The sequence below is a fragment of the Pseudomonas koreensis genome, from assembly GCF_025447595.1.
GTDB classification, from domain to species: Bacteria; Pseudomonadota; Gammaproteobacteria; order Pseudomonadales; family Pseudomonadaceae; genus Aquipseudomonas; species Aquipseudomonas koreensis_H.
In genome coordinates, this window is sequence record NZ_JAOEJU010000039.1 from 1 (window position 1) to 25,935 (window position 25,935).

25 protein-coding genes are annotated in these 25,935 nt (G+C 61.0%); 6 read left to right on the forward strand and 19 right to left on the reverse strand.

All coding sequences use genetic code 11. The annotated features are described in order from the left end of the window. The 3 genes from N8H71_RS27910 to coq7 form a co-directional block, all read left to right on the forward strand. A partial coding sequence (locus tag N8H71_RS27910; RefSeq protein ID WP_262196447.1) for an SDR family NAD(P)-dependent oxidoreductase occupies positions 1 to 585 on the forward strand: 585 nt, incomplete at its 5' end. An 81-nt stretch (positions 586 to 666) separates the two neighbouring features. Then, complete coding sequence (locus N8H71_RS27915) at positions 667 to 1,005, forward strand: histidine triad nucleotide-binding protein (protein ID WP_003228789.1); 339 nt, start codon at positions 667 to 669, stop codon at positions 1,003 to 1,005. Positions 1,006 to 1,112: 107 nt separating this feature from the next. Beyond that, on the forward strand, positions 1,113 to 1,760 hold the full coding sequence (gene coq7, locus N8H71_RS27920; RefSeq protein WP_007956317.1) for a 2-polyprenyl-3-methyl-6-methoxy-1,4-benzoquinone monooxygenase: 648 nt from the start codon (positions 1,113 to 1,115) through the stop codon (positions 1,758 to 1,760). Between the two features lie 61 nt (positions 1,761 to 1,821). Here coq7 and speD read toward each other — a convergent pair whose 3' ends face one another. Continuing rightward, the gene (gene speD, locus N8H71_RS27925; protein ID WP_262196448.1) at positions 1,822 to 2,616 is read right to left on the reverse strand and encodes an adenosylmethionine decarboxylase; all 795 of its coding nucleotides are present in this window, start codon (positions 2,614 to 2,616) and stop codon (positions 1,822 to 1,824) included. A gap of 237 nt (positions 2,617 to 2,853) precedes the next feature. Further along, positions 2,854 to 3,276 (reverse strand): OsmC family protein, encoded by a 423-nt coding sequence (locus N8H71_RS27930; protein ID WP_003228794.1) that lies wholly within the window; start codon positions 3,274 to 3,276, stop codon positions 2,854 to 2,856. A gap of 235 nt (positions 3,277 to 3,511) precedes the next feature. On the opposite strand from N8H71_RS27930, the gene crp reads away from it, so the two are divergent. Further along, positions 3,512 to 4,156, forward strand: coding sequence for a cAMP-activated global transcriptional regulator CRP (gene crp, locus N8H71_RS27935; RefSeq protein ID WP_011336190.1), 645 nt, complete (start codon positions 3,512 to 3,514; stop codon positions 4,154 to 4,156). Between the two features lie 10 nt (positions 4,157 to 4,166). Here the strand turns inward: crp and N8H71_RS27940 are convergent, their stop codons facing one another. The 4 genes from N8H71_RS27940 to N8H71_RS27955 all read right to left on the reverse strand — a co-directional run bounded on the left by N8H71_RS27940 (position 4,167) and on the right by N8H71_RS27955 (position 7,487). Then, the gene (locus N8H71_RS27940; protein ID WP_431768326.1) at positions 4,167 to 4,865 is read right to left on the reverse strand and encodes a lipoate--protein ligase family protein; all 699 of its coding nucleotides are present in this window, start codon (positions 4,863 to 4,865) and stop codon (positions 4,167 to 4,169) included. A 136-nt stretch (positions 4,866 to 5,001) separates the two neighbouring features. Then, positions 5,002 to 5,838: an indole-3-glycerol phosphate synthase TrpC gene (gene trpC / locus N8H71_RS27945; protein ID WP_262196450.1), complete on the reverse strand. Its 837-nt coding sequence runs from the start codon at positions 5,836 to 5,838 to the stop codon at positions 5,002 to 5,004. After that, a complete protein-coding gene (trpD, locus tag N8H71_RS27950) occupies positions 5,835 to 6,884 on the reverse strand; it encodes an anthranilate phosphoribosyltransferase (RefSeq protein ID WP_007956310.1) in 1,050 nt (349 codons plus the stop codon). Before trpD ends, trpC begins: the two co-directional genes overlap by 4 nt. Before the next feature lie 9 nt (positions 6,885 to 6,893). Further along, positions 6,894 to 7,487 (reverse strand): aminodeoxychorismate/anthranilate synthase component II, encoded by a 594-nt coding sequence (locus N8H71_RS27955; RefSeq protein WP_007956309.1) that lies wholly within the window; start codon positions 7,485 to 7,487, stop codon positions 6,894 to 6,896. A gap of 403 nt (positions 7,488 to 7,890) precedes the next feature. Here N8H71_RS27955 and estP point away from each other — a divergent pair, with 403 nt between their 5' ends. Next, complete coding sequence (gene estP / locus N8H71_RS27960) at positions 7,891 to 9,801, forward strand: esterase EstP (RefSeq protein ID WP_262196451.1); 1,911 nt, start codon at positions 7,891 to 7,893, stop codon at positions 9,799 to 9,801. Between the two features lie 68 nt (positions 9,802 to 9,869). Here estP and trpE read toward each other — a convergent pair whose 3' ends face one another. The 10 genes from trpE to N8H71_RS28010 form a co-directional block, all read right to left on the reverse strand. Next, positions 9,870 to 11,348 carry an anthranilate synthase component I gene (trpE, locus tag N8H71_RS27965; RefSeq protein ID WP_262196452.1) on the reverse strand — a complete coding sequence of 493 codons (1,479 nt, stop codon included), beginning with the start codon at positions 11,346 to 11,348 and terminating at the stop codon, positions 9,870 to 9,872. A gap of 71 nt (positions 11,349 to 11,419) precedes the next feature. Next, on the reverse strand, positions 11,420 to 12,238 hold the full coding sequence (locus tag N8H71_RS27970; protein WP_262196453.1) for a phosphoglycolate phosphatase: 819 nt from the start codon (positions 12,236 to 12,238) through the stop codon (positions 11,420 to 11,422). Then, positions 12,235 to 12,909, reverse strand: coding sequence for a ribulose-phosphate 3-epimerase (gene rpe, locus N8H71_RS27975; RefSeq protein ID WP_007918813.1), 675 nt, complete (start codon positions 12,907 to 12,909; stop codon positions 12,235 to 12,237). The genes N8H71_RS27970 and rpe overlap by 4 nt, the downstream gene beginning before the upstream one ends. A 114-nt stretch (positions 12,910 to 13,023) precedes the next feature. Continuing rightward, a complete protein-coding gene (locus N8H71_RS27980) occupies positions 13,024 to 14,172 on the reverse strand; it encodes an iron-containing alcohol dehydrogenase (protein WP_262196454.1) in 1,149 nt (382 codons plus the stop codon). 205 nt (positions 14,173 to 14,377) lie between these two features. Next, a complete protein-coding gene (locus N8H71_RS27985) occupies positions 14,378 to 15,202 on the reverse strand; it encodes an ABC transporter permease (RefSeq protein WP_011336198.1) in 825 nt (274 codons plus the stop codon). Positions 15,203 to 15,214: 12 nt separating this feature from the next. Beyond that, positions 15,215 to 16,462, reverse strand: a complete 1,248-nt coding sequence (locus N8H71_RS27990; protein ID WP_262196455.1) for an ABC transporter permease — start codon at positions 16,460 to 16,462, stop codon at positions 15,215 to 15,217. Positions 16,463 to 16,659: 197 nt separating this feature from the next. Continuing rightward, entirely contained in the window at positions 16,660 to 17,703 is a 1,044-nt protein-coding gene (locus tag N8H71_RS27995; protein WP_262196456.1) for an ABC transporter substrate-binding protein, read from the reverse strand. A 48-nt stretch (positions 17,704 to 17,751) separates the two neighbouring features. Continuing rightward, entirely contained in the window at positions 17,752 to 18,876 is a 1,125-nt protein-coding gene (locus N8H71_RS28000; RefSeq protein ID WP_007959931.1) for an ABC transporter ATP-binding protein, read from the reverse strand. Between the two features lie 350 nt (positions 18,877 to 19,226). Beyond that, positions 19,227 to 19,856, reverse strand: coding sequence for a response regulator (locus N8H71_RS28005; protein ID WP_007959929.1), 630 nt, complete (start codon positions 19,854 to 19,856; stop codon positions 19,227 to 19,229). Next, on the reverse strand, positions 19,857 to 22,256 hold the full coding sequence (locus tag N8H71_RS28010) for a PAS domain-containing sensor histidine kinase (protein WP_262196457.1): 2,400 nt from the start codon (positions 22,254 to 22,256) through the stop codon (positions 19,857 to 19,859). A gap of 73 nt (positions 22,257 to 22,329) precedes the next feature. Here N8H71_RS28010 and N8H71_RS28015 point away from each other — a divergent pair, with 73 nt between their 5' ends. Further along, on the forward strand, positions 22,330 to 23,319 hold the full coding sequence (locus N8H71_RS28015; protein WP_262196458.1) for an alpha/beta hydrolase family protein: 990 nt from the start codon (positions 22,330 to 22,332) through the stop codon (positions 23,317 to 23,319). Positions 23,320 to 23,454: 135 nt separating this feature from the next. Here the strand turns inward: N8H71_RS28015 and N8H71_RS28020 are convergent, their stop codons facing one another. From N8H71_RS28020 to N8H71_RS28030, 3 genes are read right to left on the reverse strand one after another with little or no spacing between them, the layout of a single operon-like run. Next, positions 23,455 to 24,222, reverse strand: coding sequence for a TerB family tellurite resistance protein (locus tag N8H71_RS28020; protein ID WP_007959923.1), 768 nt, complete (start codon positions 24,220 to 24,222; stop codon positions 23,455 to 23,457). A gap of 1 nt (position 24,223) precedes the next feature. Next, complete coding sequence (murU, locus tag N8H71_RS28025; RefSeq protein ID WP_262196459.1) at positions 24,224 to 24,895, reverse strand: N-acetylmuramate alpha-1-phosphate uridylyltransferase MurU; 672 nt, start codon at positions 24,893 to 24,895, stop codon at positions 24,224 to 24,226. Further along, entirely contained in the window at positions 24,892 to 25,911 is a 1,020-nt protein-coding gene (locus N8H71_RS28030; RefSeq protein WP_262196460.1) for an aminoglycoside phosphotransferase family protein, read from the reverse strand. Before N8H71_RS28030 ends, murU begins: the two co-directional genes overlap by 4 nt. Between the last annotated feature and the right edge of the window lie 24 nt (positions 25,912 to 25,935).

The window sequence follows — 25,935 nt, forward strand, 5'->3', positions numbered from 1 at the left end:
GGTTTTTTGCTGGAGCTTGAGGAAGGCGACCGGCAGATCGATCTGTTGGTCAATTGCGCCGGCATCGGTACCTGCGGCCCGTTCCTGGCCCAGGACTGGATGACCGAACAGGACCTGATCGAAGTGAACATCCTCGCCCTCACCCGCCTCTGCCATGCCATCGGCAACAGCATGGCGTTGCAGGGTGGCGGGCAGATTCTCAATGTCGCGTCGGTGGCCGCCTTCAACCCCGGGCCCTGGATGAGCACCTACTACGCCAGCAAGGCGTATGTTCTGCATTTCTCGGAAGCACTGCGGGTGGAACTGAAGAAGTGTGCGGTCAAAGTGTCGGTGCTCTGCCCCGGCCCGACCCGCACCGCGTTTTTCCGTACAGCACAACTGAATGACGACAAACTCAAGGGCAGCAACTTGCTCATGAGCCCCGAGGAAGTCGCGTTGTATACCGTGCGCGCTCTGGAGAAAAACCGCGCGATCATCATTCCCGGACGCCGAAACCGCTGGTACGCCTTTCTGCCACGGTTCGGTTCGCGATGGCTCAATCGCACGATTGTCGGCATGGTCAACAAGGCTTACTGCCCGCGCTGAAAAGTCCTACGGTAAAACACTGGGCGGGCTAATCCCCCTATGAGTACACTCAGGCCAGCCCAAACAACGGAGAAAACAGCTGTGGATACTCTGTTCACCAAGATCATCAACCGGGAAATCCCGGCGAAGATCATCTACGAGGACGACCAGGTTCTGGCGTTCCACGATATCGCCCCACAGGCACCGGTGCATTTTCTGGTGATCCCGAAGAAACCGGTGCGCACCCTCAACGATCTGACCGAAGACGACAAGGCACTGGCCGGACATATCCTGTTCACCGCCCAGCGTCTGGCGCTGGAGCTGGGTTGCGAAGAAGGCTTCCGGGTGGTGATGAACTGCAATGAGAAAGGTGGGCAGACCGTCTACCACATTCACATGCATGTACTCGGTCAACGTCAGATGAACTGGCCTCCGGGCTGATAGAACCCAGAGATCGGTGGGAGCGCCCTGCTCCCACATGACCCAGCGCAAACCTTCCCCGGCCGATTCGGTTAAACTGGCCGCCGAGATTCTTCCCGGAGGTCAGCATGACTACCCAACGTCACTACTCGCCCATTGATCGTCTTCTGCTGCAAGCCGATGCCGCGATGCGTACCCTGCTGCCCTTCAGCGGCCAGCCGTACCGCCCGTCGCCGGCAATCGTGCAGCCCGATGTGCAAATGAGCGATGAAGACACCCGCCACGTTGCCGGCCTGATGCGCATCAACCACACCGGTGAAGTCTGCGCCCAGGCGCTGTATCAAGGCCAGGCCTTGACTGCCAAGCTGCCGCAGGTACGCGAAGCCATGGAGCATGCGGCCGAAGAGGAGATCGATCATCTGGTCTGGTGCGAACAACGCATTCACCAGTTGGGCAGCCACACCAGCGTGCTCAATCCGCTGTTCTACGGCATGTCATTCGGGATCGGCGCAGTCGCCGGGTTGATCAGCGACAAGGTCAGCCTCGGGTTTGTCGCGGCGACCGAACATCAAGTCTGCAAGCATCTGAACGAACATCTGGAACAACTGCCGGCCGAAGACGAAAAGTCCCGGGCGATTCTGGAGCAGATGCGTATCGATGAAGAACATCATGCGGAAAGCGCACTGGAGGCCGGCGGATTCCGCTTCCCTGCGCCGGTGAAGTTCGGCATGAGTCTGTTGGCCAAGGTGATGACCAAGAGCACTTATCGGATCTGAAAAACGCCCACAAAAAAGGCGACTGCCGCAAAGCAGTCGCCTTTTTTTGTGCCCGGATTTCTTAGCTCGGCATATTGCGCGCGTAGAAGATTTCCAGCATTTCGTGTTTCACACGCTCGGTCACCTGAGCGCGTTGTTCAGGCGAAAGGTTGCTGGTGGCATCGCCGAACAGGTAGTTGTCCAGTTCGAAGTTCTTCAGCAGCATTTTGGTGTGGAACAGGTTTTCCTGGTACACGTTCACGTCGGTCATCTGGTACGCGTCGCGGGTGTCTTCGGAGAGGTAGTTCTGGATCGAGTTGATCTCGTGGTCGATGAAGTGCTTGTTGCCTTCAACGTCACGGGTGAAGCCGCGCACACGGTAATCCACGGTCACGATGTCCGAATCGAACTGGTGAATCAGGAAGTTGAGCGCTTTGAGCGGTGAAATGACACCACAGGTCGACACGTCGATGTCCACACGGAAGGTCGCGATACCGGCGTCCGGATGGATTTCCGGGTAGGTGTGCACCGTGATGTGGCTCTTGTCGAGGTGGGCCAGGATGATTTCCGGCAACGGGCCCGGGGACTCTTCGATCTGGCTTTCGGTCGGGGTCACCGGCTCTTCCGAGATCAGAATCGTGACGCTGGCACCCTGAGGCTCATAGTTCTGACTCGCAATGTTCAGAATGTTGGCACCAATGATTTCGACAACTTCCGTGAGGATCTGCGTCAGGCGTTCGGCGTTGTACTCTTGATTGATGTACTCGACGTAAGCCTGCTGGTCTTGCGGGGTTTCCGCGTAGCAGATGTCATAGATGTTGAAGCTCAAGGTCTTTGTCAGGTTATTGAACCCGTGGAGCTTGAGTTTGCTTTTCACCGTTAAAAACTCTCTATGTATGCGGCACGGCCGCGTGATCAAGCATGCCCGTCAAGTGCGAACAACGCACCTGCGTAGGACGGTTAACACCTCTTCGCGATGGCGATTTTGGTTATCTGTTCAGGCGGATGACCCGTCGGTTGACCGATCACTGCCCTGAAAAAAGTGGCGCATTATGCAGACGTCAGCGGGGGATCGCCAGAGTCTGCACTGCTTTTATGATAGTTGAATGTCGCTTCAACCGAGTTCGACGATTTCGTAGTCGTGGGTGATCGCTACACCGGCGGCGCCGAGCATGATCGAGGCCGAGCAGTACTTCTCGGCAGACAGCTCGATGGCACGTTTGACCTGGGCTTCTTTCAGGCCCCGGCCCTTGACCACGAAGTGCATGTGGATCTTGGTGAACACTTTCGGATCTTCGGTCGCGCGCTCGGCTTCGAGAAAGGCTTCACAGCTTTCAACGGCCTGACGGGACTTCTTCAAAATGCTGACCACGTCGAAATTGCTGCAACCTCCGACACCCAACAACAGCATTTCCATCGGACGGACACCCAGGTTACGACCACCGGCGTCCGGCGGACCATCCATGACCACGACATGACCGCTGCCGGATTCGCCGAGGAACATGGCTTCGCCAGCCCATTGGATGCGTGCCTTCATCGCCAAGACTCCACTGTAGAAAAAAGGGTCGCCAGCTTAGCACAGGGCTCCGGTCTGACAGCGAAGGGCATTCCTAGGACCAAAGCGTTTTTAACGTAGGTGATTTCTCGAATTTTCGACGAAGTGTCTGGTAAGCTGGCGCCAATTCGCTGGCGCCTAGCCAGCAGTTGTAGCGACCGCCCCACCGCTCATATAAAAACCAAATATAACCGTGCAGTCTTTTCGGGATACAACCATGGTTGGTATTACCCCCACACCCAAAATCAAGAACCTCGACAAGTTGCTGATGCACTGCCAGCGCCGGCGTCATGCGGCCAAGAGCAACATCATCTGCGCCGGGGATCGCTCCGACACGCTGTACTTTATCATTCGGGGTTCGGTCACGATCCTGATCGAGGATGACGACGGCCGCGAGATGATCATCGCCTACCTGAATGCCGGCGACTTCTTCGGCGAGCTGGGCCTGTTCGAAGAGGCCGGCCAGGAGCAACAGCGCAGCGCCTGGGTGCGGGCCAAGGTTGAATGCGAAGTCGCGGAAATCAGCTACGCCAAGTTCCGCGAATTGTCGCAACAGGATCCAGACATTCTTTACGTCCTCAGCGGACAAATCGCACAACGCCTGCGTAACACCACGCGCAAGGTCGGCGACCTGGCGTTCTTCGACGTCACCGGCCGTGTTGCTCGCTGCCTGCTGGAGTTGTGCAAGCAGCCAGACGCCATGACTCACCCGGACGGCATGCAGATCAAGGTGACCCGTCAGGAAATCGGGCGGATTGTCGGTTGTTCGCGGGAGATGGTCGGTCGCGTGCTCAAGGATCTTGAGGAACGCAACCTGGTAGATGTGAAAGGCAAGACCATGGTGGTCTTCGGCACTCGCTGAGTTCTAAAGCTCAGCCGGCGTATATCTGCGCCAACATCAAACGAAAGAGCTCATCGAGACGCGCCAGTGCATGGGGCGCCGGGAATTTTTCATGCAGAGCGATGTGGCTGGCGGCACGTACCCGCTGCTCCAGACCACACGCTTCGTTGAAGCGGTTGACCGCCGCGACCATCGACTCACGCTCGTCATCCACCAGCATCGCACCGTGCACCAGGCCCACCGGGCGCTGACCACCCTGACTCTGGCGCCAGCGCTGGGCAGTGCCGACCATCTTGCGACCGTCGAGATTGACGTTGAAGCGACCATCGCAGAACGCACCGTCGATTTCACCCAATGACGAAGTGCCACCCAACTCATCCAGCAACTCACAGATCGGATCGCACAACCGCCGGTAGCCGGTTTCGATGCGGTTCAGATCGCTTTCGCCGCGAGGCGGTGCGTAGACCAGTGCAATGTTGATGGTGGAAGCCGATTGCGGAACAGGTTCGCCGCCGGTTTCACGCAGCAACACCGGCCAGCCGGCAGCAGCGGAGACTTCGCAGGCATGATCGAATCCGGGCAAGCGGTTCAAACGGCGCGGCATGACCAAAGCGCGATCGCTGGGCTGCCAGAACAGCAAGCCAAATTCGGCATCACCGGCGCAAACCGAGGCCAGCAGATCCTGTTCGGCTTGCAGGCCGGTTTCGATGGTCAGGGAAGTTGGAGTCATCAAGGTATCCACCAGACAGTTAAATCTGTAGAGCTTTCAATGCCGTCATCGCGAGCAGGCTCGCTCCCACATTGGAATGACTTTCCCTGTGGGAGCGAGCCTGCTCGCGATTGGATTCGACTCGCTCTACCGAAACTCAGTCGAGGGTCGAACCGCTCACCGGAACGCCGCGCTCCGGGAAGAACAGTCGCTGCAGCTCCGTCCCCGGGTTTTCGGCACGCATAAACGCCTCACCCACCAGGAACGAATAAACCTCACTGATTTCCATCAGCTCGACATCCGCACGGTTAAGGATCCCGCTCTCGGTGATCACCAGGCGATCGCGCGGAATACGTGGCAGCAGGTCGAGGGTTGTTTCCAGGCTTACGTCGAAGGTGTGCAGGTTGCGGTTGTTGACCCCGACCAGAGGCGTGTCGAGGGTTTTCAACGCGCGCTCCAGCTCATCGCCGTCGTGCACTTCCACCAGCACGTCGAGGCCAACGTCTTTGGCCACCGAAGCCAGTTCGGCCATTTTCACGTCATCCAGCGCGGAGACGATCAACAACACGCAATCGGCGCCCAGGGCACGGGCTTCGACGATCTGGTACGGATCGATCATGAAATCCTTGCGGATCACCGGCAGCGAGCACGCGGCGCGGGCCTGTTGCAGGTAGGCATCGGCGCCTTGGAAGTAGTCGATATCGGTCAGCACCGACAGGCAGGTCGCCCCGCCCTTCTCGTAGCTTTTGGCGATGTCGGCAGGAACGAAGTTCTCGCGGATCACGCCCTTGCTCGGCGATGCCTTCTTGATTTCGGCGATCACGGCCGGTTGTTTCTTCTTGGCCTGCGCCAGCAATGCCTGGGCAAAACCACGGGGTGCATCGGCCGCCTTGGCCAGACTTTCCAGCTCGCTCAGGCTCACACGGGCGCTACGCTCGGCGACTTCCTGAACCTTGCGGGCCAGAATGTTTTCCAGAACCGTCGGTACACTCATCCCTCATTCTCCACTTTGAATACCGCGGTAAAGGCACCCAACTCCTCGAGTTTTTCCCGAGCAAGACCGGTGTGCAGAGCGTCGTGGGCCAGCGCCACGCCCTCTTTCAGACTTGTCGCCAGGTCGGCGGCGTACAGCGCCGCACCGGCATTGAGCACGATCATTTCGGCAGCCTTCTGACCGTTCTCGGTCTTGCGCTTGCCCAGTGCATCGCGGATCAGCGCCAGCGAGGCTTCCGGGCCTTCGACCGACAGACCGTGCAGGCTCTGGCTCTTCATGCCCAGATCTTCCGGCTCGACCCAATATTCGGTGATCTGATCGTCCTTCAGCTCGGCGACAAAGGTCGGCGCCGCCAGGCTGAACTCGTCGAGACCGTCCTTCGAATGCACCACCAGCACGTGCTTGCTGCCCAGACGCTGCAAGACTTCAGCCAACGGCCGGCACAGCGCAGGAGTGAACACGCCCACCACCTGATGTTTCACACCGGCCGGATTCGTAAGCGGGCCAAGCATGTTGAACAGGGTACGCAGGCCGAGATCACGACGCGGGCCGGCAGCGTATTTCATGGCTTTGTGGTGAGTCTGGGCAAACATGAAACCGATGCCGACGTTGTCGATGCAGCGCGCCACCTGAACCGGGGTCAGGTTGAGGTAGATACCGGCGGCTTCCAGCAAGTCGGCGCTGCCGCTCTTGCCCGACACCGCTCGGTTACCGTGCTTGGCCACGGTGCAGCCAGCCGCGGCGACCACAAAGGAAGATGCGGTCGACACGTTGAAAATGTTTGCCCCGTCACCGCCGGTACCGACCACATCGACCACGCGGTCGAGGGTCTGGAGTTCGACCTTGTCCGCCAGTTCGCGCATTACCGACACAGCACCGACGATCTCGTCGATGCTCTCACTCTTCATGCGCATGGCCATCATGAACGCGCCGATCTGCGCATCCGTGCATTGGCCGGTCATGATTTCGCGCATCACGTCGCGCATTTCATCGGTGCTGAGGTCGAGGTGATCGACGATACGGCTCAGGGCTGTCTTGATATTCATGGAAAGTCCTTAGCGCGTGCCGCCGGTTTGTTTGAGGAAGTTGGCGAACAGTTCATGGCCCTGCTCGGTGAGGATCGATTCCGGATGGAACTGTACGCCCTCGATGTTCAGGGTCTTGTGACGCAGGCCCATGATTTCGTCGACCGAGCCATCATCGTGCTGAGTCCACGCGGTCAGCTCCAGGCAATCGGGCAACGTTTCGTGTTTAACGATCAGGGAATGATAGCGGGTGACGGTCAGCGGGCGATTCAGACCGGCAAACACACCCTTGTCCTCGTGGAATACCGGGCTAGTCTTACCGTGCATCACCTGGCGGGCGCGGACGACATCGCCGCCAAAAGCCTGGCCGATGGACTGGTGACCGAGGCAAACACCGAGGATCGGCAGCTTGCCGGCGAAGTGCTTGATGGCTTCGATGGAGATGCCGGCTTCAGTCGGCGTGCACGGGCCCGGGGATACGACGATCCGCTCAGGGTTGAGCGCCTCGATTTCGGCGATGGTCAGTTCGTCGTTGCGCACCACTTTGACCTCGGCACCCAGCTCGCCAAGGTATTGCACAACGTTGTAAGTAAAGGAGTCGTAGTTGTCGATCATCAGCAACATGGCGTTTCGAACCTCTTGAATTCTGACTTGAAGACAGCCTTCGGATGACTTGCCAGGGCGCGGCACACTGTCGGACGCGCAGGTCGCATCGGCACAGCGGCATTTCAAACGGGCAAGGAAGGCAAAGCGATACAGATCCGGCGGGGCCGGCAGAAAAGATTCAGGCGCGCCAACGCCAGCGGGCGTGTGCCTTGATGACTTGATCCAGAAGTTTGCTGGTGATCAACACGGGGAAGGTCTCGTTCATACGTTTCGGCACAGTAACTTAGCTGGGCGGAGCGTGCAATATGGCCGGGGCCGTGGGGGATAAAACAATGGGAGGGTTGACGACCGATGGCAAAACGCCGGAAGTTTTTGGTACTGTCGTTTCGTTCACTACAACAATAAATAAACGGACTTGCTCATGATCAAACAGACGTTGTTTGTACCGCTCGCCGGATGCCTGCTCGCGATGGCCTGCGCCCAGGCGAACGCCGCACCCAATCCTTATTCGAATTTCGTGGTCTTCGGCGACAGTCTCAGCGATGCGGGGACCTTCACCGACAGCGGCGGCCCCGCCGGGTCGGGCAAACGCTTCACCAACCGCACGGGCCCGAACTATCAGGACGGCAGCGGTGAGTTCTACTCGCTCAATGCCACGCAATTGCTCGGTGGCCGTCTCGGCTTCACCCCGGACCAGACCGCCGCCTCCTCCTCTACGGTACGCCCCGACCAAGGCTTGCCGGATGGCAACAACTGGGCCGTGGGCGGCTACCGCACCGACCAGATTCTCGACTCGATCACCAGCCAGTCCGCCACCGGCGAACGCACCCGCACCGGTTATCTGCCGTCGAACGGCTTCCGTGCCGACCCGAATGCCCTGTATTACCTGACTGGGGGCGGCAACGACTTCCTCCAGGGCCGCGTAACCAGCCTTCCTCAGGCGAATGCCGCCGCCGATCGACTGGTCGACAGCGTACGCACGCTGCAAGGTGCAGGCGCCCGCTACATCATGGTCTGGCTGTTGCCGGACATCGGCCTGACACCGGCCATCAATGGTTCGCCACTGCAAGCGTTCACCTCACAACTCAGCGCCCAGTTCAACACCGAACTGGTCAGCCAGTTGCAGAGCGTCAACGCCAACGTCATTCCGCTGAACGTCCCGGTGCTGCTCAAAGAGGCATTCGCCAATCCGGCTCAGTTCGGCCTGGCCACTGACCAGAATCTGGTCGGCACCTGCTTCAGCGGCAGCGGCTGCACCGAGAACGCCCGGTATGGCATCAACAGCGCCACCCCGGATCCGACCAAGCTGATCTACAACGACGCCGTCCACCCGACCGAAGCCGGGCAGCGCCTGATTGCCGATTACGCTTACTCGCTACTGGCCGCGCCATGGGAAGCGACCCTGCTGCCGCAAATGGCCCAAGGCACCCTGCGCTCGCATCAGGATGAACTGCGCAACCAGTGGCTGGCGGATTGGGAAAACTGGCAGGCCGTTGGCCAATGGCGGGCGATTGTCGCCGGCGGCGGCCAGCATCAGGATTTCGACAGCCAGCGCAGCGGCGCCAGCGCCGACGGCAACGGTTACAACCTGAACATCGGCGGCAGCTACCGTCTCAACGACGCCTGGCGCGTGGGTGTGGCGGCCGGTTTCTACAACCAGAAACTCGAGGCTGGCGACAACGACTCTGATTACAAGCTGAACACCTATCTGGGCACCGCGTTCGCCCAGTACCAGCAGAACCGCTGGTGGGGTGACGCCGCCGTGACCGCCGGGCATTTGGATTACGACAGCCTCAAACGCAAATTCCAGCTGGGGGTCAACGAACGCGGCGAGAAAGGCGATACCGACGGCTATGTCCTGGCCTTCAGCGGACGCGTGGGTTACGACATTGCGCCAGAAGCGAGCAGCCCATGGCACCTGTCGCCATTCGTCAGCGCCGATTTCGCCAAGGTTGAAGTCGATGGTTACTCGGAAAACGGCGCCGACGCCACCGCGCTGACGTTCGATGATCAGTCGCGCATCTCCCGCCGTCTCGGTCTCGGCATTCAGGGCAAGTATCAGATCACCTCGCAGACCCAGGTGTTTGGCGAGCTGGCTCACGAACGTGAGTACAACGATGACACCCAGAATGTGACGATGAACCTCAACAGCCTGCCGAACAACCGCTACACCCTGGCCGGCTATGCCCCTCAGACCAACCTGAACCGCCTGAACCTGGGTGTGAGCCACAACCTCACCAAGGATCTGGCATTGCGCGCCAGCTACGATATCCGCAAGGATGACGACTTCACCCAGCAAGGGATCAACGTCGGCGTAGCGCTCGACTTCTGATTCGCTGGCCATAAAAAACGCGGCGCCCTCACAGGTGCCGCGTTTTTTATGGCTGAATCCCCCGTCACTCAGTCCGGGGTTTGCTCCGCCAGTGCAACAGCGCGGAACATCGCGCGACGCTTGTTGATGGTTTCTTCCCACTCCAGCGCCGGCACCGAGTCGGCGACGATGCCGCCACCCGCCTGAACGTGCAGCTCGCCGTTCTTGATCACGGCGGTACGGATCGCAATCGCGGTGTCCATGTTGCCGTTCCAGGCGAAGTAACCGACCGCCCCGCCATATACGCCACGCTTGACCGGTTCCAGCTCGTCGATGATTTCCATCGCACGGATCTTCGGCGCGCCGGACAAGGTGCCCGCCGGCAGGATCGCGCGCAGTGCGTCCATCGCCGTCAGCCCGGCTTTCAACTGGCCGGTGACGTTGGAGACGATGTGCATCACGTTGGAATAACGCTCGATGACCATCTTCTCGGTGAGTTTCACCGAACCGATTTCCGAAACACGACCGGTGTCGTTGCGACCGAGGTCGATCAGCATCAGGTGCTCGGCGATCTCCTTGTCGTCGGACAGCAGGTCTTCTTCCAGCGCCACGTCCGCCTCTTCGGTAGCCCCGCGAGGACGGGTGCCGGCAATCGGGCGCACGGTGATCAGGTTGTCTTCGACCCGCACCAGCACTTCCGGCGAACTGCCGACGACATGGAAATCGCCGAAGTTGAAGAAGTACATGTATGGCGTCGGGTTGAAGCAACGCAGCGCACGGTACAGATCGATCGGCGCCGCCTTGAAGTCGATCGACATACGCTGGGACGGCACCACCTGCATGCAGTCACCGGCGAGGATGTATTCCTTGATGGTGTCGACGGCTTTTTCGTAGTCGTCCTGGGTGAAACTGGAGCGGAACACCGGCTCGGCCGCCTGTTGCTTGCTGAAATCCAGGCCACGGCGCGGGGTGATCGGCTGACGCAGTTTTTCCAGAAGTTGCTGCAATTGCGCCTGGCCCTGCTCGTAGGCATCGGCCTGTGTCGGGTCGGCCAGCACGATCGCGTGCATCTTGCCGGCGAGGTTGTCGAACACCACCACCGCATCGGAAACCATCAGCAGAATGTCCGGCACACCCAGCGGATCCGGGTTCGGGCATTTGCCGAGACGCTTTTCTACATAACGTACGCAGTCGTAACCGAAGTAACCCACCAGACCGCCGTTGAAGCGCGGCAGACCGGCAATGGTCGGTACGTTGTAGCGGGCCTTGAAGGTTTCGACGAAGGCCAGTGGGTCTTCGACGTCATGGCTCTCGGTCTCGATGCCATCGACGGTGATGCTGACGTGACGATCATGAACCCGCAGCACGGTGCGGCATGGCAGGCCGATGATCGAGTAACGGCCCCATTTCTCGCCGCCCTGCACCGATTCGAGCAGGTAGGAATTGGGCTGGTCGGCCAGTTTCAGGTAGATCGACAACGGGGTGTCGAAGTCGGCCAGGGTTTCGCAGGCCAGCGGGATGCGGTTATAGCCGTCAGCGGCCAGACGCAGGAATTCTTCGCGGATCATAGGGTGCCTCGTGGTGTGAGGTGCAAATCAGTCAGGTGTGCAAACGCGCCGGCAGGCCGGCCAGGAACAAGTCAGGCGCGCCAACGCCAGCGGGCCAGGGCCTTGATGACTTTCATCCAGAGTTTGCGGGTGACCACCACGATGGCGTTTCCAGAAGAGGGTTGAACAGCGTCGGGCAACGTTATCCCAGCGGCCGTATCCAGGCAACCGGGAATTAGCGTGCGCAGATCGTCGATCACCAGCGCCGGGGATTCCTCGGCAATCGGCCGACCATGGTTGTAGCCATAACTCAGCGCGACACATTTGACCCCCGCCGCTTTCGCCGCCAGCACATCGCTGCGCGAATCGCCGACGAACAGCGATTGCGAGGCCGGGATGTTGGCCATTTTCATGACGAAGAACAGCGCCGCCGGGTCGGGCTTCTTCTGCGGCAGGGTGTCGCCACCGATGATCCACTTGAAGTAACGGCCGATCTTCATCTGATCCAGCAGCGGCGCGACGAAGCGCTCCGGCTTGTTGGTGATCAGCGCCATGGCCACGCCCTGCTTGTGCAACCATTTCAGGGTGTCGCGCACGCCAGGATAGACCACGGTCAGCTCATGGCTGGCGCCGTAGGCTTCCATGAAAACCTCCAGCGCATGCTCGGCTTCGACGTCATCCACGGAGGAATGATCGATGCCGCCGGCCAAAGCGCGGCGCACCAGCACCGGCGCACCGTTGCCGACCCACTCGCGCACCGACTCGATACCGGCAGGCTTGCGCCCGAGGGAGAGCAGCATGTTATCCACAGCCGCCGCCAGGTCGGGTACCGAATCGATCAGCGTGCCATCCAGATCGAACATCACCAACCGCGGCAGTTGCCCCGGGAACAGCTGCTCAAAACCGCTCATGGGCGAGCCAGCGCCAGTTCGGAACGCATCTTGTCGATGACTTCCTGATAGTTCGGCGCATTGAAGATCGCCGAGCCGGCCACGAAGGTGTCGGCGCCGGCGGCAGCGATTTCGCGGATGTTGTTGACGTTGACGCCGCCGTCGATTTCCAGGCGGATGTCACGGCCCGACGCATCGATGATCGCGCGCGCTTCGCGCAGTTTGTCGAGAGTGCCGGGAATGAACTTCTGCCCGCCGAAGCCCGGGTTGACGCTCATCAGCAAGACCATGTCGACCTTGTCGATCACGTACTTGAGCACGTCCAGCGGGGTCGCCGGGTTGAACACCAGGCCGGATTTGCAGCCGCCCTCACGGATCAGTTGCAGCGAACGATCGACGTGCAGCGTGGCTTCCGGGTGGAAGGTGATGTAGGTGGCGCCGGCCTCGATGAAGTCGCCGACGATGCGATCCACCGGGCTGACCATCAGGTGCGCGTCGATCGGCGCGGTCACGCCATACTTGCGCAGCGCGGCGCAGACCATCGGGCCGATGGTCAGGTTCGGCACGTAGTGGTTGTCCATGACATCGAAGTGGACGAAGTCGGCACCGGCGGCCAGAACGTTGTCCACTTCCTCACCCAGGCGGGCGAAGTCGGCGGAGAGAATCGACGGAGCAATAACGAAGGGCTGCATGACGCACCTTTTCTGAGCTAAATCACGATGGCGCGCATTGTATACCTCAAGTTTCCGCGCGCGCACCGTGACCGCGATGATTGGGTTGTGCCATGACCGATGGCCGACAGATTCTCAGTACGCCGCCCGGTAGATCTTCTCAATGTCTGCGGCGCTGAGCTTGCGCGGGTTGTTGCGCATCAGGCGCTCGATTCCCGCAGCCTCCACGGCCATGGCCGGGATCGCCTCTTCGGGCACGCCGAAACTGCGCAAGCCCAGCGGGATTTCTACCGCTGCACACAGCTCGGTCATCGCCGCGACGGCGCAGTCGGCGGCTTCATTGAGACTCAGATGAGCGGTCTTCACTCCCATGGCTTCGGCGATATCCTGCATCCGTTCGACGCAGGCCATCTTGTTCCAGGTCATGACATACGGCAGCAGCAACGCATTGCTGACGCCGTGGGCAATGTTGAAACGTCCGCCCAGCGGATAGGCCAGCGCATGCACTGCGCCGACCCCGGCATTGCCGAACGCCATGCCGGCCATCAGGCTGGCGGTAGCCATGTCTTCCCGGGCCTGCAGGTTGGAGGGATTGGCGTAGGCCTTGGGCAATGACCGGGCGATCAACTTGATTGCGCCGATGGCCAGCGAATCGGTGATCGGCGAGGCATTTAGCGACAAGTAGGATTCGATGGCATGCACCAGCGCATCGACGCCACTGGCGGCGGTGACACTGCGCGGACAAGTCAGGGTCATCTGCGGGCTGACCAGCGCCACATCCGGCAACAAATAATCGCTGACGATACCCTTCTTCAGTTGGGCGACCTTGTCCGAAAGAATGGCGACATTGGTCACTTCAGAACCGGTGCCGGCAGTGGTGGGGATGGCGATCAGCGGCGGGCCTTTGCGCGGCACCTGATCGACGCCGAACAGATCCTCCAGCGCGCCGTGATAACCAGCATAGGCGGCAACACTCTTGGCGATGTCGATGGCACTGCCGCCACCGAGACCAATCAGCCCGTCATGCCCGCCTTCTCGATAGACGCGCATGCAGTCCTCGACGATGGCGATCTCCGGATCCGGCAGCACGCGGTCGAAGATTTCGTACTCGCGCTCGCCGATCTGCGCCAGCGCCAGCGCCACCGTGCCGGACTTGACCAGCGCGGCATCGGTGACAATCAGCGGGTTGTCGATGTCCAGCCGCGTGAGCTCGGCCGCCAGTTGCTCGATGGCCCCGGCGCCGGTGATCAGTTTGTGAGCAATCTTGAACGAGGAAAGACTCATCGTGCGCAGCCTCTTATAGATGTGGGAGCTGAGCACAAGCGTAGCTGGGGAATTCGGGTTGTCTGTCATTCAGCGCATGAATGATCAGAGCAGCACTTGTGGGAGCGAGCTTGCTCGCGAAGGCGGCGTCACATGCGCAATCTGTATCGCCTGACACATCGCTTTCGCGAGCAAGCTCGCTCCCACAGGTTTTGGTGGCGGACTCTTAGACCTGAGCAGTACGCAGCTTCTCACTCCGCCCACGCAACCACTCCAGCGTCAGCAACAGAATCACCGAGAAGGCAATCAGCAGCGTTGCAGCCGCCGCAATCGTCGGGCTCAGGTTCTCGCGAATCCCGCTGAACATTTGCCGTGGCAACGTCGCCTGCTCAGGCCCAGCGAGGAACAGCGTCACCACCACCTCATCGAACGATGTCGCGAAGGCAAACAGCGCCCCGGAAATCACCCCCGGCGCAATCAACGGCAAGGTCACCCGACGGAACGTGGTCAGTGGCGAGGCGCCAAGACTGGCCGCCGCCCGCACCAGGTTGTGGTTGAACCCCTGCAAGGTCGCCGACACCGTGATGATCACGAACGGCACACCGAGCACCGCGTGCACCACGATCAGCGAAAAGAAACTGTTGCCCAGGCCCAGCGGCGCGAAGAACAGGTAACTGGCCACGCCGATGATCACCACCGGCACCACCATCGGTGAAATCACCAGCGCCATCACCAGCGGCTTGCCGGGGAAGTCGCCACGGGTCAGGCCGATGGCCGCCAGCGTGCCGAACACCATCGCCAGCACGGTCGCGGCCGGGGCGACGATGATGCTGTTCTTCAGCGAGCGCATCCATTCCGCCGAGGCGAAGAAGTCCTGATACCAGTGCAGCGAAAAGCCCTGCAGCGGATACACCAGGAAACTGCCCGAGTTGAACGACAGCGGCACGATCACCAGCACCGGCAGGATCAGGAACAACAGGATCAAGCCGCAGAGAATCCGCAAGCTGTAGAACCACACCCGCTCGACGGGCGACATATAAGGACTCAGCATTTCAAATTCCCCTTAGCTCAGGCGCAGGCGACTGGCGCCCACCAGCCAGCTGTAGATCAGATAAAGCACCACGGTCGCCAGCAGCAACAAACCGCCGAGCGCAGTGGCCATGCCCCAGTTGATGCTGGTGTTGGTGTAGAACGCGACGAAGTAGCTGACCATCTGATCGTTCGGGCTGCCCAGCAGCGCCGGGGTGATGTAGTAGCCGATGGCGAGGATGAACACCAACAGGCAACCGGCGCCGACACCGGCGTAGGTCTGCGGGAAGTACACCCGCCAGAAACTGGCGAATGGATGGCAGCCCAGCGAGATCGCGGCGCGCATGTAGGTCGGCGATATGCCTTTCATCACGCTGTAGATCGGCAGGATCATGAACGGCAGCAGGATGTGCACCATCGAGATGTAGACCCCGGTGCGGTTGAACACCAGCTCCAGCGGTTTATCGATGATGCCCATCGCCATCAACGCGCTGTTGATCAATCCGCCGGATTGCAGCAACACGATCCACGCGGCGACACGCACCAGGATCGACGTCCAGAACGGCAGCAGCACCAGAATCATCAGCAGGTTGCTTTGACGCGAAGGCAGTTTGGCCAACAGGTACGCCAGCGGATACGCCAGCACCAGGCAGATCACGGTGATGATCAGGCCCATCCAGAAAGTCCGGGCGAAGATATCGAGGTAGATCGCCTGATCCGGGGTGGCCGGGGCAATTTCGCCGAGGTCGTCGATGCGGTGATCCACCGCCGCCAACAGATAGAACGGGGTGATGCTGCTGGTGTTGCGCTTCACCGCTTGCCAGTAGGCCGGATCGCCCCAACGCTCGTCGAGGCCTTCCAGTGCTTCTTTATAAGAGGCCGGTTCGCTGGCGAATGGCAGCGAGCGGGCGGTTTTGGTCAGCAGGCTGCGATAGCCGGCCAACTCCATGTTCAGGCGCTTGGACAGATCGCCCAAGGTCTGGTTTTTGCGCGCTTCGGCGAGGTCCTCGCTGGCGGCTTTGTAGACCGGTTCTGCGGGCAGGCCTCGGCCGTCCCACGCAGCAATCGCGGTCACGGTGCGCGGCATGCCGCCGACCACTTCCGGGTTGCCGACGCTTTTATAGAGCAGCGCCACGATCGGCACCAGGAACACCAGCAACAGAAACAGCACCAGCGGCGCGATCAGCGCCTGGGCCTTCCAGCGGTTGACCCGCTCGGCGTGCTTGAGCCGCTGCTTCAAGGTGGGGCTGTTGCCCTCGTTCAGGGGAACGGCGATGGCCATGACGTACTCCGCAAATCTTTGATCGTTACAAAAGCGGCGCACCGCCTCTGTTGTGTTGGAACATCGCAACCTGTGGGAGCGAGCTTGCTCGCGAATGCGGTCGTTCAATCAACGAAGATGTTGAATGGGTTGGCCTCATCGCGAGCAAGCTCGCTCCCACAAGGGTGAGGCGAGCCCGCCCTTGCAGGGTCGTGCGCTTACTTCGCAGCCCAGGAGTTGAAGCGCTGCTCCAGTTGCTCGCCGTTGTCAGCCCAGAAGCTGACGTCGATCTGCACCTGGTTGGCGATGTTTTCCGGGGTGGTCGGCATGTCCTTCAGGATCGCCTTGTCCAGCAATGGCACGGCCTGAGAGTTGGCCGGGCCGTAGGCGATGTTTTCCGAGTAAGTCTTCTGCTGTTGCGGCTGCACCGAGAACGCGATGAATTTCTTCGCCGCCTCGGCGCGCTTGGCGTCCAGGCCTTTCGGGATGGCCCAGGCGTCGAAGTCGTAGATGCCGCCGTTCCACACCACTTTCAGGTTGGATTCTTTCTGCACCGCTGCAATACGACCGTTGTAGGCCGAGCTCATGACCACGTCACCGGAAGCGAGGTACTGCGGCGGCTGGGCGCCGGCTTCCCACCACTGGATGTTCGGTTTCAGCTCATCCAGTTTCTTGAACGCGCGATCCTGACCGCCCTTGCTGGCCAGTTCCTTGTAGACGTCTTTCGGTGCAACGCCGTCGGCCATCAGTGCGAATTCGAGAGTGTACTTGGCGCCTTTACGCAGGCCGCGCTTGCCCGGGAATTTCTGGGTGTCCCAGAAATCCGCCCAGCTGGTCGGTGCGGTTTTCAGCTTGTCGGCGTTGTAGGCCAGCACGGTCGACCACACGAAGAAGCCCACGCCGCACGGCTGGATCGCGCCTTTGACGTAGTCTTCGGTCTTGCCGAACAGCGCAGGATCGAGCTGCTCGAACATGTCTTCGTCGCAGCCTCGGGACAGTTCCGGCGATTCAACCTCTACCAGATCCCAGGACACGCTCTTGGTGTCGACCATGGCTTTGACCTTGGCCATCTCACCGTTGTACTCGCCGGCGACGATCTTGCCGTTGCCCGCCGCTTCCCACGGTGCGTAGAAGGCTTTGACTTGCGCCGCCTTGTTCGCCCCGCCAAACGACACCACGGTCAGATCCGGCCCAGCGGCCATTGCGCTTGCCGCACCCATCAGGCCCAGGGTCAGGGCTGTGAACTTCAGGGATCTCAACATTTATTGTTCTCTCCACGTGCAGGGTTGGTGTTGGTATTGCCGGGGCGCTTAATGCGCCTCTAGAAGAGGATCGAGCGCGCGAACGTGCTCGACCTGCCAGCCAAGCGGAACCACGTCGCCGACCGCGAGCGCAGGATCGAGCTCGGCAATCGGTTGTTTCACGAAGAAGTCGGTCTTGCCGCAGACTTCCAGGCGCACCCGGACGTGGTCGCCCAGATAGATGAATTCGGCCACCCGCCCGGAGAAGCGGTTGACGCATTGGTCGCTCGAACCGTTGAGGCTGACGCGCTCGGGGCGGATCGACAGGGTGACGGGTTCGCCGGTCTGGCCGATGTTGACCGCCAGCGCCTCGACCTTTTCCCCACGCCCCAGCTCGACCACACAGCGCTCGCCGTTCTGGCTGAGCAGGCGACCGTTGAGGCGGTTGTTTTCGCCGATGAAGTTGGCGACGAAGGTGTTTTTCGGTTCTTCGTAGAGGGTGCGCGGCGGGGCGATCTGCTGGATCTCGCCCTGGTGGAATACGGCAACGCGGTCGGACATGGTCAGGGCTTCGCCCTGGTCGTGAGTCACGTAGACCACGGTCACGCCGAGCCGCTGGTGCAGGTGTTTGATTTCCATCTGCATGTGTTCGCGCAGTTGTTTATCGAGAGCGCCAAGCGGTTCGTCCATCAGCACCAATTGTGGTTCGAACACCAGCGCGCGGGCCAATGCCACACGCTGTTGCTGACCGCCGGACAGTTGCGCCGGATAGCGCGATGCGAAGGCGTCGAGCTGGACCATGCTCAGGACTTTCTTGACCTTGTCGCTGACATCGCTCTTGTTCAGGCCGCGCACGGTCAGCGGGAACGCGAGGTTTTCGGCGACGGTCATGTGCGGGAACAGCGCGTAGTTCTGGAACACCATGCCGATGTCGCGCTTGTGCGGCGGCACGTTGTTGATCGCCCGCCCGGCCAGGAGAATTTCACCGGCGGTCGGTGTTTCGAAACCGGCGAGCATCATCAGGCTGGTGGTCTTGCCCGAGCCGGACGGCCCGAGCAAGGTGAGGAATTCGCCCTTGCGAATGTCCAGGTTGAGGTCTTTGACGATCAGGTTCTCGCCGTCGTAGCTCTTCTGCACTCCACGAAAGCTGACCAGCACATCGCTGGCCCCTGCGTTTGATTCGACCTGGCTCATACCCACACCTTTGTTATTGATGACTGCTGTGGGATTAAGCCTAGTGGCTGCTCGCAGTCACGCAAATCGGGGCGCAGGAGAGAATCGCCTCAGCCGGATGGAAGGCCGGGGGTAGGGATTGCCCTACAAGGATGGCGTTAATGGATAAAGCAGTGGCGAGCGCTGAGCTGCAAGCTTCAATAACAAGCAGAAGCGCGTGTCGCTAACAGATATGCCCAATATCGCAGGATCGATGAAGAAACCTGTGGGAGCGAGCTTGCTCGCGAAAGCGGTGTGTCAGTCGCCATCTTTTCTGTCTGACACGGCCTCTTCGCGAGCAAGCTCGCTCCCACAGTGGATAGATGTGTGGTTCAGAGAAGCTTGTGCTCCATCGCGTACTTCACCAGCTCGGCGAGCGAGGTGATGTTGAGTTTTTGCATCAACCGGGCCTTGTGGGTACTGATGGTCTTGCTGCTCAGGGCCAGTTGCTGGGCGATGTCGTTGACGTTGGCACCCTGGGCCAGGCGTTCGAACACCGAGAACTCGCGCTCCGACAGCAACGAGTGCAGCGGCCGCGCATCGGTCAGGCCGACTTCGAAGACCATGCGGTCGGCCAGCTCCGGGTCGATGTAACGCCCGCCGGCCGCGACCTTGCGAATCGCCGTCAGCAGCAGCGCCGGATCACTGTCCTTGGTCGCATACCCGGCGGCGCCGACCTTCAGCGCCCGGGCGGCCATCTGCGCTTCGTCGTGCATCGACAGCACCAGAATCGCCGGCGGATGGTTCAGCGCGCGGATCCGTGGAATCGCTTCGAGCCCGTTGACACCGGGCATCGAGATATCCAGCAGCACCACTTCACAGGGAACGTTGCGCAGGGTTTCAAGCAACTGTTCGCCGTTGCTCGCCTCCCCCACCACTTGCAGATCCTTGGCCAGGCCGATCAATTGCTTGATGCCTTCGCGAACGATGGTGTGGTCTTCGGCTACCAGTACACGGATCACTTACTTCTCCTCATCCAGTGGCACCCGCACGCTCAGCGTGGTGCCCTCGCCCGGCTCGCTGTCGAGTGACAGCTGCCCGCCCATGATCAACACCCGCTCGCGCATGCCCACCAGTCCAAAGGATGTCGGCCTGCCGGCAGCGGCGACAAATCCTACGCCATCATCGCTGACCGTCAGACACAATTCGTCGCCTTGCTGCGCCAACGTCAGTTCTACAGTATGCGCCTGTGCATGGCGCATGACGTTGGTCAGCGCCTCCTGAAGAATGCGGAACAGGCCGATGGCCTTGGCGTCGCTGAGCGGTGCAAGGTTGTCCGGCACCTGCACCAGACACGGAATCTGCGTGCGCGCCTCGAACCGCCGCGCCTGCCACTCGATGGCCGAGGCGATCCCGGCATCGAGGATCGGCGGGCGCAATGCCGTCGCCACATCGCGAACCAACTGGAACAACTGGGCGATCAGGCGCTTCATGCTGTTCAGCCGTTCGTTCAGACCCGGGTCGAGTTGCGCGTAGGCCAGTTCGCACATCGACGTCTCCAGTTTCAGCACCGTCAGCATCTGCCCCAGTTCATCGTGAACCTCGCGGGCAATGCGCGCCTTTTCCTCTTCCCGCACGCTTTCCAGGTGCGCCGACAATTCGCGCAGTTGTTCGCGGGAGGCCGCCAGCTCCAGTTCGATACGTTTGCTTTCCGTGATGTCCCAGACAATGCCGTCCCAGACATAGGAACCGCCTTCCAGTTGACGGGTGATCGCCTTGATCTCGGCCCAGCGCTGCTCGCCTTGGCGCGTGAGGATCCGGCCCTGCCACGACCAGTCGCTGTCGGTGTCCAGCGCCCGATCCTGGGTCTGGTGATAAGCGGCCCGGTCATCCGGATGCACCAGACTGCGCAGGCCCATGTCGCGGTGGGCGATGGCGGCCGGCGCGTAGCCGACCAGACTTTCGCTGCCCTCGCTGATGTAGGCGAAGTCGATCTGCCCGGTGACCGGTGCACGCTCGAGACGGAACACCAGCCCCGGCACATTGGCCGCGATGCCTTGCAGCCGCGCCTCGCTTTCCTGCAACGCAGCCAGGGCACGACGTCGCTCGGTGACATCGGTGAGGTAAACCACCAGGTACTCGCCATCGCGAAAACGCAGGAAGCTCAGCGACACGTCCGCCGGCAGCACACTGCCATCGGCCCGCACACAGTTGGTTTCAAAACTCAGCGGCCCTTCTTCACTGGCCCGGGCGCGTTTCCACAGATTGAGCCAGCGATCCATGTGCAAGCCCGGTTCGAAGTCGATCAACGGCCGGTCGATGATGGCGCCCTGTGGATAACCGAGCATGTTTTCTGCCGCACGGTTGGCGTAGCGCACATGGCTGTCCCAGTTGACCCAGAGAATGCCGACGGTGCTCTGGTCGATGGAAAACTGGGTAAGGCGCAAGGCCTCTTCGCTGGCAGCTCGCAGCGCGATGTCTTCTCGCGCATCGAACAGGCGTTGCTCAAGACTTCGCTGCTGACGGCGTTGCCAGAACACGATGGCCACGCAACTGAGCAGCAGCACCGCGAACAGCAGACTCAGGTTCTGCCAGAAGCCCGGCGATTCGGAGAGCCGCGGATATTTGGGTTGCAGCCATTGCGCATGCAGGCGCTCCAGATCCCTGGCCGGGATTGCGCGCAACGCACTTTCGACGATCCCGGCCAGCTCCGGCCAGTCGCGACGGGTGCCGATGCGCAGCAGTTGCGGCAAACCGATGTCCCCGACCACCACCAGCCCGGCGAACTCCGGTTCGGCTGACAACCGACCGAGCTGTGCCTCATCGACCACCGCGTAGGACGCCTGCTGACTCAGCAACAGTTGCAGCGCCTGACGCTCCATCGGTACGCCTTGCAGATTCAGGTGGGGATAGTTGCCGCGCAGGTAATCGGCGGTGACGCCGGGCATGCGCACGGCGACGCGGGTCTGGCTGTCGAGTTTTTCCAGCTCCACGGTCGCGCTGCTCCTCTGGTCGCTGACCACCAGTTGCGGCACGCGCATGTAGGGGTCGGAAAACTGCCACAGACGCAGACCGCCCGGGGTCTGGGTCAGGCCCGGAGCGATGTCGATCTCGCCGTCCCGGGCAGCCGCCTCCAGTTGTGCCAGATCCTGAAAATTGCGCCAGCTCAGCTCCACATTCAGTGCCTTGGCCAACGCCTTCATCACTTCGACGTTGGCCCCCGACAGCCGCTGCAAGCGCCGATCGTATTGCGCGTACGGCGCCTGCAACACCAGGCCCACGCGCAATTCATTGTGCTGTGCGAGCCACTGTTGCTCGCTCGCCGACAACCGCGCGAGGTGACTCGGTGGCGCAGGCGCCGCCCAACCCATCAAGGGAAACGCCAGACAGCCGATAACCCACAGGCAGCAAAAACGCATCATTGAAGTCTCATACACTGACAAATTCTGACCAACCCATTAGGCTGCCGGGATAACTTCTGGCCTGGAATAACCGATGCCCCCTGTCTATCGCCTGGCAATGCCAGCATTGTGCCTGTCGCTGATCCTGCCTTGTGCGTTTTCCGTCGAAGCCGCGGATCCGGCACCTGTTCCCGCCGCAGAAAAAGCCGCCGAAGAAAAACCGGTCGAACGCCAGCCACTGCTTGAGCGTAGTCAGGAAGAAGCCGCTGCACTCGAACGCAAGGTTCCGGCCCAGGAACAACAGCAACTGCAAGCCGGCAGCGACACTTTCCTCGCTCTGTGGAAACCGGCCAACACCGCCGAACCCAAAGGCGCGGTGATCCTCATTCCCGGCGCCGGCGAAACCGCCGACTGGCCCCAGGCGATCGGCCCGTTGCGCCGCAAGTTGCCGGACGTCGAGTGGAGCAGCCTGAGTATCACCCTGCCCGATCTGCAAAGCGACGCCATCGCGCCGCGTGTGGTCGAAGCCCCCGCAGCACCGAAAACCGCCGACCCTGGCAGCAAGGATTCGACCACTGCCGAGCCGATCGAACAAGCCGCCGGCGGCGAAGCCGATGTGGCTGACAAAGTCGTCGCCGAGACTACCGAAGAACAGTCCAAAGCCGATGCTGAACGGATTTTCGCCCGTATCGATGCAGCGATCGCCTACGCCGAACAACAAAGTGCGCGCAGCATCGTCGTCCTCGGTCATGGCACTGGCGCTTATTGGGCGGCGCGCTACCAGAGCGAAAGACAAAGCTCGCAAGTCGAGAAGCTTGTTTTGGTAGCCGCGCAGACACCGGCGAAGGCCCAACCGGAGCTGGTAGAGCTGACACCGACCCTGAAGCTGCCGACAGCAGACGTCTACTACATGGACAAACCGCTGGATCGCAACGCTGCACTGGAACGGATGCAAGCAAGCAAGCGCCTGAAGACTTCCGCGTTCAGCCAGGTAGCTCTCAAGGCTTTGCCGGACAACAAAGCCGAGCAGGAGCAATTGTTCCGCCGGGTGCGTGGTTGGTTGAATCCGCAGAACCCGGACTGATTCGTTACCCAGTCGCTCCCAATCGCGAGCAGGCTCGCTCCCACATTGGATCGCATTCCTTGCGAAGGAACCCGGTCGATTGTGGGAGCGAGCCTGCTTGCGATTGGGCCAGAACAAATACCACGAGACCAACGACTAGCGAAAATCCCGCCGTTCGCGAATCAGCGTGTAGGCATTGTGCAATTCGCGGGTCCTTTCGGTGGCCTCGCGCACCTGCGCCGGTGTGGCGCCCGTCCCGGCCACCTTGTCCGGGTGATGCCGGCTGAGCAGGCGTCGATAGGCACGTTTGATCTGCGCCGGTTCGCTGGTGGCCGATACGCCGAGCAGGCGCATCGCCTCCTGATAGCTCACCGCCGCACTGACGATCGGACGCTTGTGCGGCTCGTAATCCGCCGCCAGCGCCTGTATCTGGTGCGTCGTCCAGCCCAGCCACTTGCCCCACTGTGCCAGCAATTCTCGCTCGCTGACACCAGCCCGGCCGTCGGCCCAGACCATTCTCCAGCAGGCGCGCAACACGCCTTCGGCCGCATGGGGTTGAGCACTCAACCGACGCAGATAGCCGCGCAGATTGTCGTTGCCGGACTTGCCGCGATTGAACGCGGCAATCGCCCGGCGCTGTGCCGGCTCGCTCATTTCCAGCGCGCGCATCTCCTGCCGCGCCTGCTGGATGTGACCGTCCGTGACCCGCCCGTCGCTCTTGGCCAGACGCCCGAGCAACACGAACAACAGTTCGTCGTTGCGCAGCATCGGTCGGCCGCCGAGTTTTTCCCGTAAATGCCCCCAGCTCTGCAAATGCAGGCGCCGATCCAGCGCCTGCCCCAACAAAGCCCCAAGCATGGCCCCCGGAATGCTGGCGATAGCAAAACCCGCTCCGGCTCCAATCAGAGTCCCTGGCCACAACATATCAGCGACTCGCTTCTATCAAGGCTTCGGCTTCGGCCAGACGCTCGTGCGTACCGACATCGACCCAGTGACCTTTCAGCCGCTCGCCGGTCACCTGCCCGTCCACCATGGCTTTACGCAACAGCGGCGCCAGTTTGAAGGCACCCTCGCTGCAGCCGTCGAACAACTGCGGATGCAGTACGGCGATGCCGCTGTAGGTCAGGGTCGCCGCATCGGCCTGGCCATCACGCACCTGGCCGTCGGTCAGAGTGAAGTCGCCTGTCGGGTGATGCGCCGGATTATCCGCCAACACCAGATGCGCCAGCCCGGTGATCGGCTGATGCAGCACGCTGAAGTCGTAATCGGTCCAGATGTCACCGTTGACCACCAGAAACGCATCGTCGCCCAGCAGCGGCAAGGCGCGGAAAATACCGCCGCCGGTTTCCAGTGGCTCACCCTCTGGCGAGTACTGGATCGACACACCGAACTGCGAGCCATCGCCCAAGTGATCTTCAATCTGCTGTCCGAGCCAGGCATGGTTGATCACGATCTCGTTGAAACCGGCCGCGGCCAGGGCACGCAGGTGATATTCAATCAGAGGCACACCACCGGCGCGCACCAGCGGTTTGGGGGTGGTCAGGGTCAGCGGGCGCATGCGCTCGCCTTTGCCCGCCGCCAGAATCATTGCCTTCATGCCGTCACTCCACCACGCAGGCTGGCGAGCAGTGCCTGCAGATCCGCCAGCTCGGGACGGCGCGCGATGACCGCTTCTATATAAGAGAAGAAACGTGGCACATCGCCGAGGTAACGCGGCTTGCCATCGCGATGGCAGATGCGGGCGAAGATGCCGATGACTTTCAGATGGCGCTGCACGCCCATCAGGTCGCTGGCACGCAGGAACCCTTCGAAGTCCGGCTGCACCGGGATGTTCAGCGCCGACGCCTGCTGCCAGTAGCTTTCCAGCCAGCTGCGCACACGCTCTTCAGGCCAGCTGAGGAAAGCGTCCTTGAACAGGCAGGTCACGTCGTAGGTCACCGGGCCATACACGGCGTCCTGGAAGTCCAGCACGCCGGGATTCGGCTCGCTGAGCATCAGGTTGCGCGGCATGTAGTCGCGGTGCACCAGCACTTTCGGTTGGGCCAAGGCACTGTCGATCAGCAGATCGCTGACCTTCTGCCACTGCTGTTGTTGGGTGGCATCGAACTCGACGCCCAGCTCGCGTTTCACGTACCACTCGGGGAACAGTTCCAGCTCGCGGCGCAACAACGCCACGTCATAGCTCGGCAGCGGCGCGACCATCGGCAGCTGCTGAAAAGCCAGCAGCGCTTGCAGGGCATCACTGAATAACGCGTCGGCATTTTCGCTGTCGATCACGTCCAGATAGGTTTTGTTGCCCAGGTCATTGAGCAAAAGAAACCCGCGCTCCAGGTCTTCGGCATAAATTTTCGGCACGTTGATGCCGGATTTCGCCAGCAAAAAGGCGATATCCACGAACGGTTTGCAGTTTTCCTGAGGTGGCGGCGCGTCCATCACGACGAAGCTGCGTCCCGCGCCTTCCCAACGGAAATACCGGCGGAAACTCGCGTCGCTGCTGGCCGCGGTCAACGTGGCCGGGGGTACGGCTCCCCAGCCCTGATCTGCAAAAAGGATTGCCAACTGTTCATCGAGCCAAACTTTCAGGTGTTGCAAGCGTACATCTTGATCAGGCATTGCAAGGGTCTCCGACGGCGCTAG

What these genes read in the sequence shown, in the direction of transcription:
- N8H71_RS28010 (WP_262196457.1), bottom strand. Translation starts at nt 22,256, where the DNA reads ATGATGCGTTTTTGCTGCCTGTGGGTTATCGGCTGTCTGGCGTTTCCC.
- N8H71_RS28015 (WP_262196458.1), top strand. Translation starts at nt 22,330, where the DNA reads ATGCCCCCTGTCTATCGCCTGGCAATGCCAGCATTGTGCCTGTCGCTG.
- estP (WP_262196451.1), top strand. Translation starts at nt 7,891, where the DNA reads ATGATCAAACAGACGTTGTTTGTACCGCTCGCCGGATGCCTGCTCGCG.
- N8H71_RS27995 (WP_262196456.1), bottom strand. Translation starts at nt 17,703, where the DNA reads ATGTTGAGATCCCTGAAGTTCACAGCCCTGACCCTGGGCCTGATGGGT.
- N8H71_RS28000 (WP_007959931.1), bottom strand. Translation starts at nt 18,876, where the DNA reads ATGAGCCAGGTCGAATCAAACGCAGGGGCCAGCGATGTGCTGGTCAGC.
- N8H71_RS27930 (WP_003228794.1), bottom strand. Translation starts at nt 3,276, where the DNA reads ATGAAGGCACGCATCCAATGGGCTGGCGAAGCCATGTTCCTCGGCGAA.
- murU (WP_262196459.1), bottom strand. Translation starts at nt 24,895, where the DNA reads ATGAAGGCAATGATTCTGGCGGCGGGCAAAGGCGAGCGCATGCGCCCG.
- N8H71_RS27980 (WP_262196454.1), bottom strand. Translation starts at nt 14,172, where the DNA reads ATGAGTCTTTCCTCGTTCAAGATTGCTCACAAACTGATCACCGGCGCC.
- N8H71_RS28020 (WP_007959923.1), bottom strand. Translation starts at nt 24,222, where the DNA reads ATGTTGTGGCCAGGGACTCTGATTGGAGCCGGAGCGGGTTTTGCTATC.
- N8H71_RS27955 (WP_007956309.1), bottom strand. Translation starts at nt 7,487, where the DNA reads ATGTTGCTGATGATCGACAACTACGACTCCTTTACTTACAACGTTGTG.
- coq7 (WP_007956317.1), top strand. Translation starts at nt 1,113, where the DNA reads ATGACTACCCAACGTCACTACTCGCCCATTGATCGTCTTCTGCTGCAA.
- N8H71_RS28030 (WP_262196460.1), bottom strand. Translation starts at nt 25,911, where the DNA reads ATGCCTGATCAAGATGTACGCTTGCAACACCTGAAAGTTTGGCTCGAT.
- rpe (WP_007918813.1), bottom strand. Translation starts at nt 12,909, where the DNA reads ATGCAGCCCTTCGTTATTGCTCCGTCGATTCTCTCCGCCGACTTCGCC.
- trpD (WP_007956310.1), bottom strand. Translation starts at nt 6,884, where the DNA reads ATGAATATCAAGACAGCCCTGAGCCGTATCGTCGATCACCTCGACCTC.
- N8H71_RS27970 (WP_262196453.1), bottom strand. Translation starts at nt 12,238, where the DNA reads ATGAGCGGTTTTGAGCAGCTGTTCCCGGGGCAACTGCCGCGGTTGGTG.
- trpC (WP_262196450.1), bottom strand. Translation starts at nt 5,838, where the DNA reads ATGAGTGTACCGACGGTTCTGGAAAACATTCTGGCCCGCAAGGTTCAG.
- N8H71_RS27985 (WP_011336198.1), bottom strand. Translation starts at nt 15,202, where the DNA reads ATGCTGAGTCCTTATATGTCGCCCGTCGAGCGGGTGTGGTTCTACAGC.
- N8H71_RS27990 (WP_262196455.1), bottom strand. Translation starts at nt 16,462, where the DNA reads ATGGCCATCGCCGTTCCCCTGAACGAGGGCAACAGCCCCACCTTGAAG.
- N8H71_RS27940 (WP_431768326.1), bottom strand. Translation starts at nt 4,865, where the DNA reads ATGACTCCAACTTCCCTGACCATCGAAACCGGCCTGCAAGCCGAACAG.
- crp (WP_011336190.1), top strand. Translation starts at nt 3,512, where the DNA reads ATGGTTGGTATTACCCCCACACCCAAAATCAAGAACCTCGACAAGTTG.
- trpE (WP_262196452.1), bottom strand. Translation starts at nt 11,348, where the DNA reads ATGATCCGCGAAGAATTCCTGCGTCTGGCCGCTGACGGCTATAACCGC.